This window comes from Actinoplanes solisilvae (genome assembly GCF_003999975.1).
In the GTDB taxonomy this organism is placed as follows: Bacteria; Actinomycetota; Actinomycetes; order Mycobacteriales; family Micromonosporaceae; genus Actinoplanes; species Actinoplanes solisilvae.
Genome location: NZ_RJAC01000013.1, coordinates 241,234 through 255,050, shown reverse-complemented (window position 1 = coordinate 255,050; position 13,817 = coordinate 241,234). Strand labels below are relative to the sequence as shown.

Annotated in this window: 13 protein-coding genes; 4 read left to right on the top strand and 9 right to left on the bottom strand. The window is 69.9% G+C overall.

From position 1 onward, the window contains the following. Positions 1–1,297 precede the first annotated feature (1,297 nt). Positions 1,298–2,950, top strand: coding sequence for an amidohydrolase (locus EER30_RS28970; RefSeq protein ID WP_127503775.1), 1,653 nt, complete (start codon positions 1,298–1,300; stop codon positions 2,948–2,950). Here EER30_RS28970 and EER30_RS28965 read toward each other — a convergent pair. The 7 genes from EER30_RS28965 to pcaH form a co-directional block, all read right to left on the bottom strand. Beyond that, complete coding sequence (locus EER30_RS28965; RefSeq protein WP_240670366.1) at positions 2,895–3,653, bottom strand: phosphatase PAP2 family protein; 759 nt, start codon at positions 3,651–3,653, stop codon at positions 2,895–2,897. The genes EER30_RS28970 and EER30_RS28965 overlap by 56 nt on opposite strands. A 135-nt stretch (positions 3,654–3,788) precedes the next feature. Next, positions 3,789–4,424 (bottom strand): 3-oxoacid CoA-transferase subunit B, encoded by a 636-nt coding sequence (locus EER30_RS28960; protein ID WP_284699724.1) that lies wholly within the window; start codon positions 4,422–4,424, stop codon positions 3,789–3,791. Further along, positions 4,421–5,083, bottom strand: coding sequence for a 3-oxoacid CoA-transferase subunit A (locus EER30_RS28955; protein ID WP_127503774.1), 663 nt, complete (start codon positions 5,081–5,083; stop codon positions 4,421–4,423). Before EER30_RS28955 ends, EER30_RS28960 begins: the two co-directional genes overlap by 4 nt. Then, positions 5,080–6,222: a bifunctional 3-oxoadipate enol-lactonase/4-carboxymuconolactone decarboxylase PcaDC gene (gene pcaDC / locus EER30_RS28950; RefSeq protein ID WP_127503773.1), complete on the bottom strand. Its 1,143-nt coding sequence runs from the start codon at positions 6,220–6,222 to the stop codon at positions 5,080–5,082. The genes EER30_RS28955 and pcaDC overlap by 4 nt, the downstream gene beginning before the upstream one ends. Then, on the bottom strand, positions 6,216–7,349 hold the full coding sequence (locus EER30_RS28945) for a lyase family protein (RefSeq protein WP_127503772.1): 1,134 nt from the start codon (positions 7,347–7,349) through the stop codon (positions 6,216–6,218). The genes pcaDC and EER30_RS28945 overlap by 7 nt, the downstream gene beginning before the upstream one ends. Before the next feature lie 10 nt (positions 7,350–7,359). After that, a complete protein-coding gene (gene pcaG / locus EER30_RS28940) occupies positions 7,360–7,884 on the bottom strand; it encodes a protocatechuate 3,4-dioxygenase subunit alpha (protein ID WP_127503771.1) in 525 nt (174 codons plus the stop codon). Then, positions 7,881–8,606 carry a protocatechuate 3,4-dioxygenase subunit beta gene (gene pcaH, locus EER30_RS28935; protein WP_127503770.1) on the bottom strand — a complete coding sequence of 242 codons (726 nt, stop codon included), beginning with the start codon at positions 8,604–8,606 and terminating at the stop codon, positions 7,881–7,883. Before pcaH ends, pcaG begins: the two co-directional genes overlap by 4 nt. 69 nt (positions 8,607–8,675) lie before the next feature. On the opposite strand from pcaH, the gene EER30_RS28930 reads away from it, so the two are divergent. Continuing rightward, entirely contained in the window at positions 8,676–9,416 is a 741-nt protein-coding gene (locus EER30_RS28930; protein WP_127503769.1) for an IclR family transcriptional regulator, read from the top strand. 40 nt (positions 9,417–9,456) lie between these two features. Beyond that, positions 9,457–10,602, top strand: coding sequence for a 4-hydroxybenzoate 3-monooxygenase (locus EER30_RS28925; RefSeq protein ID WP_127503768.1), 1,146 nt, complete (start codon positions 9,457–9,459; stop codon positions 10,600–10,602). On the opposite strand, the gene EER30_RS28920 is transcribed toward EER30_RS28925, so the two are convergent. Next, positions 10,575–11,510, bottom strand: a complete 936-nt coding sequence (locus tag EER30_RS28920; RefSeq protein WP_127503767.1) for a nucleoside hydrolase — start codon at positions 11,508–11,510, stop codon at positions 10,575–10,577. The genes EER30_RS28925 and EER30_RS28920 overlap by 28 nt on opposite strands. Positions 11,511–11,628: 118 nt before the next feature. On the opposite strand from EER30_RS28920, the gene EER30_RS28915 reads away from it, so the two are divergent. Beyond that, positions 11,629–12,630 (top strand): permease, encoded by a 1,002-nt coding sequence (locus EER30_RS28915; protein WP_240670365.1) that lies wholly within the window; start codon positions 11,629–11,631, stop codon positions 12,628–12,630. A 53-nt stretch (positions 12,631–12,683) separates the two neighbouring features. Here EER30_RS28915 and EER30_RS28910 read toward each other — a convergent pair whose 3' ends face one another. Then, entirely contained in the window at positions 12,684–13,757 is a 1,074-nt protein-coding gene (locus EER30_RS28910; protein WP_127503765.1) for an RNA-guided endonuclease InsQ/TnpB family protein, read from the bottom strand. Positions 13,758–13,817 lie beyond the last annotated feature (60 nt).

The window sequence follows — 13,817 nt, the reverse complement described above, 5'->3', positions numbered from 1 at the left end:
AAATGTTGCCAAAGGAATCTCCCACCAAACTCGACCCCGCAAAACAAGGCAAGCCGGCCGGGGTATTACTAATTGGCACTGGCTTATCAAGCACCCTGTTGAGTTCTCAAAGAACAACCACACCCGGCCAACCGCACCGGAGTATTTCTCAAACCCGCCCGGTTGCTTTCCCCCGGGCGCTTCTAAAACCTTACCCGCCGCTTCCCGTTCCGCCAAATCCAGGTCAGTGCCCGAATTTGCCAAAACCGAAAACCGTTCAGGCACCACGAACCCCCCAGAACCCACCACGCACCAAAATCGACGCAGCGATACATCCTGCTGAACTTTCGTGGATTCCTCCAGGACGGCCGCGCCGGGCCTCCGAAGAGTCCCGCTCGCTCGCCCGTCTCCCTGGCGGCTCGGAAAACATTACTAGGCGAACCCCCAACCACCAAATCGAACCCCCGATGGTGTGCGTCACTTTCGTCAGGCGCCCCTCAGCACCCGCCCGCGCCTGTGGAAAACCAGCGTCTGTGGAAAACCGGGCCTCCCCTCGCAACAAGCCATAGGGTCGCCGTACCCCCGGGTGGGAGGGCCCCGCTCGGATGGACGCTAGGCAGCTTTCGCCGTGAAGGTCTGTCGTCGTGGGGTCAGCTCATCATCTGGGTTGGCCGCAGGCGGCGTGGATGGTGCCGACGGCGTCGCTTGCCCGGCTCAGGTAGACGTCGAACTGCTTCTTGGCCGCGGTCGCCGTCGTGCGGCCGGACGACAGGTCTCAGTTCCAGGAGAGCGGGCCCTTCCTTCCCATGATCAATCCAAGATCCAGGGAGCAGGCCCCTCGATCGCGTTCGTAGCGCCTACATCAAGGATCAGCACAAAAATCAAGCCGGGGAGAGGCCTACATGCTGGTCTTAGGGACGGCGGCGACCCGCCGGTTGCCGCGACCGGCCGCGCCGCAGCTGCTCTACGACGGCGGGGGCAGCTCGGATGGTCTGCGCGGCAACCGGGCCATGCGAACCGGATGCCTGCTGCCTGCATCGAGCGTCCGCGGACAGACCTCGACCCTAAAGGCTCGCCAACGGCCGTATTGGGGACTACCGGCATGGTGGAGGCTGGCGGTCCGATGAAGGACTGGCGGCCCGACCGGGATTGGCGACCCGGCGAAGGGCCGGGCAGTCCGGCGAAGGGCCGGGCAGTCCGGCGAAGGGCCGGCGGTCAGCGGAGCAGCGCTGGCGGTCCGGTGGGGGCTTGAGCCTGGGGGCGGGCGGTGGTGCAATCGCATGCCCGGGGCGGGCTTGCCTTTGCGATCGGAGCTTCTATGACGCACGCTGATCTGGTCTTCACCGATGGGCACGTCTTCACGGCGGGTGCCGGCGGGCGAGATGCGGGTCAAGAGCGGCCCCCGTCGGCGCTGGCGGTGAAGGACGGGCGGATCCTGGCGGTCGGGGACGACCTGGGAGATCTCGTGGGGCCAGGAACCGAGCGGGTCGATCTCGCTGGCCGCCTGCTCCTGCCGGGGTTTCAGGACGCGCACATCCACGCCGTCATGGGTGGGGTCGAGCTCGGGCAGTGCGATCTGACCGGCACGACCGACCTCGACGAGTACCTGCGGCGCATCCGGGACTACGCCGACCGTAACCCGCTGGCCGAGTGGATTCTGGGCGGCGGCTGGTCGATGGAGAGCTTCCCCAACGGCATCCCTGACCGGCGTCTGCTCGACCAGGTGGTGCCTGGCCGTCCGGTCTTCCTGCTCAACCGCGATCATCACGCCGCCTGGGTCAACACGCTCACCCTCGAGAGGGCGGGCATAACGGCGAGCACCCCCGACCCGTCGAGCGGGCGCATCGACCGGGAGCCCGACGGCACCCCGATCGGCGCGCTCCAGGAGGGGGCGATGGCTCTGGTCGACGTGCCCGAGACCTCGCCCGACGACTTCTATGCGGGTCTGCTGCGGGCGCAGGAGCTGCTGCACGCACTGGGCATCACCGCCTGGCAGGACGCCATGGTCGCCGCGGCCAACGGGTACGCCGATGTCTCCGACGCGTACGTCAGGGCGGCGAACGACGGCACTCTGACGGCCACGGTCGTCGGCGCGCTGTGGTGGGATCGGGACAGGGACGCCGAGCAGATCGCCGAGCTGGTCGAGAAGCGGCTGAGCCTGACCGTGGGCAATCTGCGGTGCACCTCGGTGAAGCTGATGCTCGACGGCATCGCCGAGAACTTCACGGCCGCGATGACCGAGCCCTACCGTGACGCCTGCGGGCATGCGACCACGAACCGGGGTCTGTCGTTCATCGACCCTGAGGCGCTCCCCCGTTACGTCACCGAGCTGGACCACCGGGGCTTCCAGACTCACTTCCACGCGCTGGGCGACCGCGCGGTTCGTGACGCCCTCGACGCCGTCGAGGCCGCCCGTGAGGCCAACGGCCCGAGCAACACCCGTCCCCATCTGGCTCACCTGCAGGTCGTGCACCCCGACGACATCCCGCGGTTCGCCCAGCTCGGAGCGACCGCGAACATGCAGCCTTACTGGGCCGCCCACGAGCCGCAGATGGATGACCTCACCATCCCGTTCCTCGACCCGGCCGCGGTCACCCGGCAGTACCCGTTCGGCGACCTGCACCGGGCGGGGGCGCGGCTCGCGGGTGGCAGCGACTGGCCGGTCAGCTCGCCCGACCCGCTGCAGGGCATCCACGTGGCCGTCAACCGCGTGCTTCCTCACGAGAAGCGTGCGCGTTTCCTGCCGGGGCAGGCGCTTGATCTGCGTACGGCGTTGACCGCCTATACGGCCGGGTCGGCCTACGTGAACAGGACCGACGGCGTCCTGCAGAAGAACAGGAGAGCCGACCTGGTCGTGCTGGACCGGGACCTGTTCGCCGCGCCGCCTGAGGAGATCGGGGACGCGAGGGTCGACCTCACCTACGTTGGGGGAGTTCTGAGGTACGCAGCCCCGCGGGCTGAGCGGGGATGACGAGCCGGTCGGCGGCCGTCGTGGAGCAGGGCACGAGCAGGTGGACGACGGCGAGCAGGGCCATCACGGCGAGGGCGTCGACCCAGTAGTGGTTGCCGGTCACCACGACGACGATCAGGGTGAGGGCGGGGTGGGCGAGCCACAGCCAGCGCCGCCAGCCGGCCGTGGTCGTCGCCAGCGCGAGGGCGACCACGATGGCCCAGCCGACGTGCAGTGACGGCATGGCCGCGTACTGGTTGCTGAGCGTGTCGGTGTCGGGTGAGCCGTACACGGACGGTCCGAGGAGACGGCCGGTGTCGACCAGCCCGGCCCAGGTCAGCATGCGCGGCGGGGCGAGCGGGTAGAGCGCGTGGATGACCAGCGCGAACGCGGTCAGGGTGGCGAGCGTGCGGCGCATCCAGAGGTAGGTGTCGGGCTTGCGGACGTACATCCAGATCAACGCGACGGCGGTCGCCGGGAAGTGGACGTACGCGTAGAAGCAGTTGGCGGCCCGCACCCAGAACTCGTGATGAAGAAGGCCGGCTTGCAGGCCGGCCTCGTTGGGCAGATGGAGCGCGCGTTCGAAGTTCCAGACCGCCGACGCGTTGGTCACCGCCTCGGCCGTGTGGCCGTCGACGAGCAGACGGCCCATTTTGTACGCGAGGAACAGCGCGGCGACGAGGACGAGCTCTCGTAGCGCGCGACGCATCGTTGTGCCGCTCACCTGTACCTCCAGACGATCTCGCCGAGGGGTCCGGCGAGACGGACCTCCCAGGATCGTCCGGAGCTTTCACGCCGCGCAAACTTTCAGCGTGAGAAGTGGATCACCGAGCGATGTCAGGTATTGATCACGTGGAATTCACGGGGAAGATACCAGTGGCACATCGAGCCGTGTCGACAGCTCCTCGATCGAGATCCCGAAGGTCTCCACGACCCGTACGACGTCCGCCCCCGGCGCGAACGTCGCCACGTCGGTGTAAACCCTGCTCACGCAGCCGCGGCCGGTCAGCGGATAGGTGCACGAGGGCACGAGTTTCGGGCTTCCGTCCTTGGCGAACAGTGTCATCATCACGAATACCTGCTTGGCCCCGATGGCGAGGTCCATGGCCCCGCCCACGGCCGGGATCGCGTCGGGGGCGCCGGTCGACCAGTTGGCCAGATCACCGCCGGCGGACACCTGGAACGCGCCCATGATGCAGACGTCGAGGTGACCGCCGCGCATCATGGCGAACGAGTCGGCGTGGTGGAAGTAGGAGGCGCCGGGCAGTTCGGTGACCGGCTGCTTACCGGCGTTGGTGAGGTCGGGGTCGATCTCGTCGCCGACGGCCGGGCGGCCCATGCCGAGCATCCCGTTCTCGGTGTGCAGCACGACGCCGCTGCCGGGGCGCAGGAAGTCGGCGACCGTCGTGGGCTGGCCGATGCCCAGGTTGACGTAGCTGCCGTCGGGAATGTCGCGGGCGACGATGCGGGCCATCTCTTCGCGGGTGAGGCTCACCGCGCCACCTCCACGAGCCGGTCGACGTAGATGGCCGGGGTCACGACCACCTCGGGATCGATCGCGCCCACCTCGACGACCTTCGAGACCTGGGCGATCGTCAGGGCGGCGGCGGTCGCCATGACCGGGCCGAAGTTGCGGGCCGTCTTGCGGTAGACCAGGTTGCCCATGCTGTCGGCGATGTGCGCGCGGATCAGCGCGACGTCACCGCGGATCGGGTATTCCAGCAGGTATTCCCGGCCGTCGATGACGCGGGACTCCTTGCCCTCGGCGAGCGGCGTGCCGACCCCGGTGGGGCTGAAGAACGCGCCGATGCCGGCCCCGGCGGCACGCATCCGTTCGGCCAGGTTGCCCTGCGGCACGACCTCGAGCTCGATCTTGCCGGCGCGGTAGAGCCCGTCGAACACCCACGAGTCGGCCTGCCGGGGGAAGGAGCAGACCACTTTCCGTACGCGTCCCGCGGCCAAAAGTGCGGCCAGGCCGGTGTCACCGTTGCCGGCGTTGTTGCTGACGATGGTGAGGTCGCCGGCGCCGTACTCGATGAGGGCGTCCATCAGCTCGACGGGCATTCCGGCCATGCCGAACCCGCCGACCAGTACGGTGTCGCCCTCCTTGACGGCCGACACGGCGTCGAGGGCCGTCGTGAGCGTGGCGGTCACGACGTCTCGCCGAGCACGCGCTGGGCGATGCGGAAGGCGGTGTTCGCGGCCGGCACGCCGCAGTAGATCGCGGTCTGCAACAGAACTTCCTTGATCTCGTCGTCGGTGAGCCCGTTGGTGCGGGCGGCGCGCACGTGCATCGCCAGTTCCTCGTGGTGGCCGAGCGCCACCAGCGCCGTCAGCGTAATCATCGAACGGCTGCGCCGGTCCAGCCCGGGGCGGGTCCAGATCTCCCCCCAGGCGTACGCGGTGATCAGCTCTTGGAAATCGCGGGTGAACGGTGTCGTCGCGGCGATGGCCCGGTCGACGTGCTCGTCGCCGAGAACCTGCCGCCGCACGGTCATGCCGGCCTCGCGCACCCGGTCGAGGGTGGCCGGCCCGCCGAAGTGCTCGTCGAGCAGCGACGCCACCTCGTCGGGCCGCTCGGCGGGGGCCAGGTGAGCGACCTTCTCCAGTACGACCAGACGGCCGTTACGAACCCCGGCGGCGATGCGGGCCAGGCCCTCGGGCGGTGTCGGCAGGTCGTCGGCCCCGGCGATCGCGAGGACCGGTGCGGTGATCTCGCCCAGGCGGTCGCGCACGTCGAACGCGGCCAGGGCCTCGCAGACCAGCGCGTAGCTCTCCGGGTCGGCGCCGCGCAGCACGTCGAGCAGGGCGGTCACGACGGCGGGCGCGTGCTGGGTGAAGCCGGCCGCGAACCACCGCTGCTGGGACGCGCCGACGACGGCGTGGGTGCCGTCGGCCCGTACGGTCTCGGCTCGTTGCCGCCACCCGGTGCTCTCGCCGATCTTGGCGCTGGTGCAGATGAGGGCGGCCGACTCGACCCGGGCCGGCGCGTCGAGCAGGAGTTGCAGGCCGACCGCGCCGCCGACGGAGACGCCCGCGTAGCGGAAGGGCTGGCCCGGACGCAGCTTGTCGGCCAGGGTGAGCACGCCGCGGGCCAGACCGGCGATGCCGAAGCCGCCGTGCGCGGGTTTGCTCGCCCCGTGGCCGGGAAGGTCCCAGCCGACCACGTGGTGCCGGCCCTCGAGGCGTTCGGCGCAGCGCCGCCACAGCGTCTCGGCCGAGGTCCCCAGCGACGGGCCGAGCAGCAGCAACGGGCGGTCGGGGGCGTCGACGATCGTGGTGGCGGTCAGCATGGCCTCTCCTCCGCCCGCTTCACCGCGGCGTCGATGATCTCGTCGGTGGCACCGCGGTAGGGCCCGCCGGGAGTCTCGTACTCGCGTTGCTCGGCCTCGATGCCCGGGCGGGCGGCGGCGAGCGTGGCGGCCATCCGTGCCTCGTCGACGCGCAGGCCCCGCAACAGCTCGGTGGCCTGCGAGGCGGCGGCGACCGTACGCCGAGCGAGCGTGCGCAGGGCAGGCCACTCGAGGTGCCAGGCGCCGTCGGCACGTTCGTCGACCATTGTCGCGGCCGCCGTGTGCAGGGTCGCGGCGAGCGGGGGCCCGGCCAGGGCGGCGCGGCGCAGCAGGACAGAAAGCACCGGGTTCTGCTTGTTGGGCATGGCCGACGATCCGCCGCCGCGGCCCTCGCGCAGCTCGCCGATCTCGGGTCGCGCGCCCACGAGGACGTCGGCGGCGATGCGGCCCCACGCGTCGGTGCAGGTCACGAGGGCGTCGCCGAAGCGGGTGAAGGGCGCCCGGCTGGTGTGCCACGGCTCCCGGAGAGGCAGGCCCAGCCGGGCGGCGGCCGCGGTGACCCGGTCGGTCGATCCCTCCGCGGCCACCAGCGCGGCCAGGCTGCCGGCCGCCCCGCCGAACTGGGCCGGGAGGTCGGCGGCGGCGTGCAGGACCGTGCGGGCGTCGAGCACTCCCTCAAGCCAGCCGGCGACCTTGAGGCCGAAGGTGATCGGAACGGCGTGCTGGGTGAGGGTGCGGCCGGCCATGTCGGTGCGGCGGTGCCGGTCGGCCAGCGCGGCGAGGGTCGTGACCTGCGCGTCCAGCTCGTCGCGGAGACGGGCGGCCGCGTCACGCGCGCACAGCACGAGCGCCGTGTCGAGCACGTCCTGACTGGTCAGGCCCCGGTGCAGGGTCTTGGCCAGGGGGTCTTCGCCGAGCCGTTCGCGCAGCAGGGCGAGCAGGGGGATGACGGGGTTGCCGCCCTGCTCGGCCGCGGTCGACAGAAACCCCAGGTCGTCGGGGCCGGCCAGGGAGGACAGGTCGGTGTCGACCCAGGCGCTCTCGACCCGCAGCAGGGCCGAGAGCACGCTCGCGTCAGTGAAGAGGTCGCCGCTGCGGGCGTCACCGGGCCAGAGCAGGTCGCTCATAGGCGCCGGCTCATCGCGCCTGCCCGGGATAGCTCAGGAACACCGTCTCACCCTCGCCCTGCAGGTGGATGTCGAAGAGCAGACCATGCTCCTCGCGGGTGGTGATCAGCGTAGCGCGGCGGGCCGGTTCGAGCCCGTCGAGCAACGCGTCGGGTCCGGGATCGGGCAGGTACGCGCGGGTGAACAGGCGGTCGGTCAGCCCGCGGGCGAAGACGGTGACCGCGAAGAAAGGGCTGCCGGGCAGCAGGGTCGAGAACCAGTAGTGCCCGCCGTCGTCGGTCTGCGCGCGGCCCCACCCGGTGAACGTGTAACCGTCGCGGCGGATCGAACCCGTCTCACGGGGAACGCGGCCGGACGGGTCGGTCTGCCAGATCTCGATGAGGGCGTCGGGAACCCCGTTGCCCTCGCCGTCGAAAACGCGGCCGTGGAGACGTACGCCCTGGGGGTGGCCCGGGGGAACCAGAAGATTGCCGCCGTCGAACGGCAGGCCCAGGTGGAAGAACGGCCCGACGGTCTGACCGGGCGCGGAAGTCACGAGTCCTCCAGGGGCGTGCGGTGGGTGCCGCTGAGCACGATGTCCCAGCGGTAGCCGAGACGGTATTCGGGCGTCGTCAGCGAATGGTCGTAGGCGGCGACGAGCAGGTCACGGGCCTTCTGGTCGGTGACCGACTGATAGATCGGGTCCTGGTCGAAGAGCGGGTCGCCGGGAAAGTACATCTGGGTGACCAGGCGCTGGGTGAAGTCGGTGCCGAACAGCGAGAAGTGGATGTGCGCGGGCCGCCACGCGTTGACGTGGTTGCGCCACGGGTAGGCGCCGGGCCTGATGGTCTGGAACGTGTAGACGCCGTCGCCGTCGGTCAGGCAGCGGCCGGCGCCGGTGAAGTTCGGGTCGAGCGGCGCCGGATGCTGGTCGCGCTGGTGCCAGTAGCGGCCCGACGCGTTCGCCTGCCAGATCTCGACGAGCTGGTTGCGCACCGGCCGGCCCTCGCCGTCGACGACGCGACCGGTGACGACGATGCGTTCACCGAGCGGCTCCCCCGCGTGCTGGATGGTCAGGTCGGATTCGGTGCCGCCGACGTCGGCGTGGCCGAAGCAGGGGGCCCACAGCTCGACGCCCTCCGGGTCGACGAGGTGTTTCTCCCTGGTCGGGTGGCGCAGCACGCTGCTGCGGTAGGGCGGGTAGTCCAGGCGCGGTTGCGGTCCGCCGCTCCCGCGCAACTCCTCGATCTCGCGATTGATGTCCGCCTGGGTCGTCACGTTGGCGACGCTAGACCAGTCGAGGGCGGCGAGACGATACTTGCCTTCCACTGAACGGAAGAGGTGGTCATGGCTCCCAGCGTGACGTCGCGGGCGCTCGACCTGCTGGGCGCGTTCGATCCCGAGCACCGCCGCCTCACCCTCAGCGCGCTCGCGCGCCGGGCCGGGCTGCCCCTGGCGACGGCGCACCGGCTGGTCGGCGAGCTGCACAGGTGGGGCGCTCTGTCGCGGTTGCCGTCGGGCGAATACGTGATCGGGCGCCGGCTGTGGGACCTCGGGCTCCTCTCCCCCATGCAGTCGGGCCTGCGGCAGGTGGCGTCTCCGTTCCTGCACGATTTGTACGGCGCGACGCTGGCCACGGTGCATCTCGCGGTCCGCGACGGCTGCGAGGTGCTCTATGTCGACCGGCTGGCCGGGCACGAGTCGGTGCCGGTGGTCAGCGAGATCGGCACGCGGCTTCCGTTGCACGCGACCGGCGTCGGCAAAGTCCTTCTGGCGTACGCCCCTGAGGACGTTCGCGCCGAGGCGTTCGCGCGGCTGACCCGGGTCACGGCCTACACGATCACCCAACCGGCCCGGCTCGCCTCGCAGCTCGTACGGGTGCGGGCCGAGGGGTACGCGACCACGGGCGAGGAGATGAGCCTGGGCGCGTGTTCGGTGGCCGTGCCGGTGCGGGGCGGGGACGACGTGGTGGCCGCGCTCGGCATCGTCGTGCCGGATCTGCGCCGCGAACAGGCCCGCCTCGTGTCGGCTCTGAAGGTCGCCGCGCGCGGGATCGGTCGTACGCTGGCTTCTGCTGAATGGAAATAGGCTCTTGCCGCACGGGCCCGGCTGACGTTGGCTGTGGCTTATGCGAACCCAGGTCGCCATCATCGGCGCCGGCCCGGCCGGACTGCTCCTCGCCCACCTGCTGCATCGCGGCGGCGTCGACGCGGTCGTGCTCGAGACAAGGTCCCAGGAATATGTGGCCGCGCGCATCCGGGCCGGGATTCTGGAGAGCTCGAGCGTCGAGCTGCTCGAATCGGTGGGGCTGGGCTCCCGGCTGCGCGCGGAGGGGCACGAGCACCGCGGGATCTATCTGCAGATGCCCGGCGAGCGGCACCACCTCGACTTCGTCGACCTGGCCGGGCGCAGCGTGTGGGTCTACGGGCAGACCGAGGTGCAGAAGGATCTCGTGGCGGCGGCGACGGCGGTCGTGCACTACGAGGTCAGCGACGTGGTGCTGCACGAGTCGGCGGTGACCTTCGTGGACTCCGCGGGGGTGTCGCAGCGGCTCGACGTGGACGCCATCGCGGGATGTGACGGGTCGTTCGGGGTGTCTCGGGCGGCGGCCGCGCCGGAGCAGCAGTTCGAGCGCGTGTATCCGTACTCATGGCTGGGGGTCCTGGTCGATGTGGCGCCCTCGACCGACGAGCTGATCTACGCGTGGCACCCCGACGGGTTCGCTCTGCACTCGATGCGGTCGCCCACCGTCAGCCGGCTCTACCTGCAGGTGCCGAACGGTACGGACGTGGCCGACTGGTCGGATGACCGGATCTGGAGCGCGCTGGCCACGCGGCTCGGGCACGGGCAGGACGGGTGGAAGCTGACGCCGGGGCCGATCACCGACAAGAGCGTGTTGCCGATGCGCAGTTACGTGCAGACGCCCATGCGCAGCGGGCGGTTGTTCCTGGCCGGGGACGCGGCGCACATCGTGCCGCCGACCGGCGCGAAGGGACTGAACCTGGCCATCGCCGACGTGGCCTTGCTGAGCCGGGCGCTGGTGGCGTTGCTGCGGGACGGGGATGCGCGCCTGGCCGACAGCTATTCGGACGACGCTCTGCGCCGTGTCTGGCGATGCACGCACTTCTCGTGGTGGATGACGACGATGCTGCACGCGAGCGGGGATCCGTTCGACGCTCAGTTGCAACTGTCGCAACTGCGGTGGGTGACGTCGTCGGCGGCCGGCGCGACCGGGCTGGCCGAGAACTACGCGGGGTTGCCGATCGGGTTCTGACGGATCGCGTTCAGCAGCACGGTCCAGAAGGCGTTCACGTCAAGGTCGACAGCTACGTCGGCGTTGTCGGGACGGCCGGTGCGGTGGTGCAGATCGACGACGGTCGCGCCTCGCGTGTAGACGCCGGTGAGCTCGACGCTGATCGGGGCGCGGACGGTCGGGACGATGGTCTGGTCGAGGACGTAGGCCACGGCCACCGGGTCGTGCAGCGGCGGGTGAGGGAAGCCGAAATTCCGGCGGTACGCGTCGGCGAAGAACGTCATCAGCTCGGCGCAGATCGGGCTGATCGCGCGCAGCTCGGCGATGATCTCGTCGGTGGCCAGGGCCAGGTGGGTCACGTTGAGGCCGATCATCGTGAGCGGGATCGGCGCGCGGAGCACGATGTCGGCGGCCTCGGGGTCGGTGACCATGTTGAACTCGCCGTACGGGGTGCTGTTGCCCCGGGTCGTCGAGCCGCCCATGAAGACGATGCGGCGCAGGTTGGCGGTGACCTCGGGAAAGGTGCGCAACAGCAGGGCGACGTTGGTCAGCGGCCCCAGGGCGATCAGCGTGACAGGGCTTTCCGCTTCGGTGATCAGCTTTCGCAGCAGTTCGACCGCGTGTACGCCGACGGGCACGGGCACGGGCACGTCGAGATCGGGGCCGTCGAGGCCGGACTCGCCGTGGATGTCGGCCGCGACGGTGAGCTCGTTGACCAGCGGACGGTCGGCGCCGGCGGCGACGGGGACGTCGTGGGCGCCGGCCAGGGCGAGGATCTTCTGCGCGTTGCGGGTCGTCTTGTCGAGGGTCTGATTGCCGGCGACGGTCGTGACACCGAGCAGCCGCAGCCGCGGGTCGCCCACCGCCAGCAGCAACGCGAGGGCGTCGTCATGTCCCGGATCGCAGTCGATGATCACCGGTTCGGCCATGCCCAGCATCCTATGCACAAATCAACATATTCGCAGGTGGAGACAGTCGCACCGGCGGGTGAACGGCTCGGGGCGGGCAGGTATGTTGGGGCGCGGCCGACCGCATTGGAGTGAGCTCTTGCCCTCGACCCACCTCGACGAACCGCCTGTCTCGTCGCCTCCGCGGGAGCGCCGCGTCGGCTCGCTCGAAGTGCTGGCCGGGCTGCTCGTGCTGCTGGTCGTCTTTCGCGGGCCGCTGGGGAACCTCGTCTCCGACCCGGCGTTGCAGACCTGGACGACCGTGTTCGTCTCGGTGCTCGTACAGGCGGCCCCGTTCCTGGTCTTCGGGGTTGCGCTGTCGGCGGTGATCGCGGTCTACGTGCCCCGATCGTTCTGGGCCAAGGCGTTGCCGCGGCATCCGGCGCTGGCCGTGCCGGCCGCCTCGCTCGCGGGAGTCGTACTCCCGGGGTGTGAATGCGGCAGCGTGCCGATCGCCGGGTCGCTCATCCGGCGCGGGGTCACACCGGCCGCCGCGCTGGCGTTCCTGCTGGCCGCGCCCGCGATCAACCCGATCGTGCTGACCGCGACCGTGGTGGCGTTCCCCGGGCGGCCCGAGATGGCGGTCGCCCGCGGACTCGCGAGCCTGCTGGTGGCCGTACTCATCGGATGGTTGTGGCTGCGGCTCGGCAAGACCGAATGGATCAAGCTCCCGCACCGGCCGGAACTCGACGACCTCTCGCGCGGGCGGGCGTTCTGGGCGGCCTGCCGGCACGACGTGCTGCACGCGGGCGGCTTCCTCGTGATCGGCGCGGCGGCCGCGGCCACCATCAACGTCGTCGTGCCCGAGGCTTGGCTGACCAGTCTCGCGGCCAACGCCGTACTCTCGGTCATCGCTCTGGCCGTGCTCGCCGTCCTGCTCTCGATCTGCAGCGAGGCCGACGCGTTCGTGGCCGCCTCGCTCAGTCAGTTCTCGCTCACATCGCGGCTGGTGTTCCTGGTGGTGGGTCCGATGGTCGACCTCAAACTGATCTCGATGCAGACGGGGGTGTTCGGCCGGCGGTTCGCCTCGCGGTTCGCTCCGGCCACCTTCGTCGTGGCGGTTCTCGTCGGTACGGCGTTCGGGGTGGTGCTGCTGTCATGAACTCGGCCCTGAAGGACCGAGCTTGCAGTCGTGTTGTCCCGCTGGCTGCGAGGTCACGCCGCGTCAGGCCGCATGACAGCGGCCCTGCCCGCGATGTTGCGGGCAGCGTTGTGGTCGGCGGGGCCAGCGTGCCCGCACCTCAAGCACAGGAAGTCGTCGCGGCTGCGGCGGTTCTTCTTGTCGATGTAGTTGCACTCGTGGCACTCGCGGGCGGTGTTCTTCGGATCCACCAGGGCCAAGGGCACACCGGCGATGGCCGCCTTGTAGCCGACAAACTGGCGGAGCTGGAAGAACGCCCACGAATGCAGGTCGGACCGCTGAGCCTTCTTAACTGTTACCCGATCGCGGATCCCGCTCAAGTCTTCGAGCTTGATGCCGCGCCGGGTGCCTTTGGCTGTCCGGACGAGGGCCTTGCTGATGCAGTGGTTCACGTCCCGCGCGTAGCGGGATTCCTTGCGGCGTCGTTTCTTCAGCAGCCGCTTGGCGCTCTTGGTGCCGATGGCCTGAAGCTTGGCGCGGAGCCGGTTGTGGCGACGGCGCATGGCGCGGACGGCCTTGCCGGAGTAGGCGGTGCCGTCGGAGTCGGTGGCGAGGTTGACCACCCCGAGATCGACACCGAGCCAGCCGTCCGGCTCACCGCCACCGGGCGGCTCGGGCACGTCGATCACAACGGCGAGGTACCACTTGCCGTCCCGGACGATCAAGTCGGCCTGGCCCCGTACGACAGCGCCAGGAACCTTTGTCCACCGGCCCTGGTAGACGACCGGGACGATGATCCTGCCTTTCAGGGCCAGGATCGACACGGCGTCGCGGCCCTTCCAGGTCAGCATCCGCTGGTCGTACTGCACGGCACCGCCCGTCCGGAACACCGGCTTGATGGACTTGTCCCGCTTGTACGCCTCGCAGGCTTTCGCGATGGCTCGGACGGCCATCTGCGCGGACAGGCCGAACTCCGATCTGAGGTCGGCGTAGACGATCTTCTGCAAGGCGATCTTGTTGGCGGTGCGCTGCACGAACGCGACCTCGGCCACCCGGTTGGCAGCACGGTTGCAGGCGGTCATGGCGGCCGAGAGAAGCTCGATCTGCTCGCCCGTCGGGGCCAGCTTCAGCAACTCGGCCACCATCATCCATTGAATCTACATCTCTACCTCAATACAGGAGATGTCATGGCGACACGCCGCCAGGCC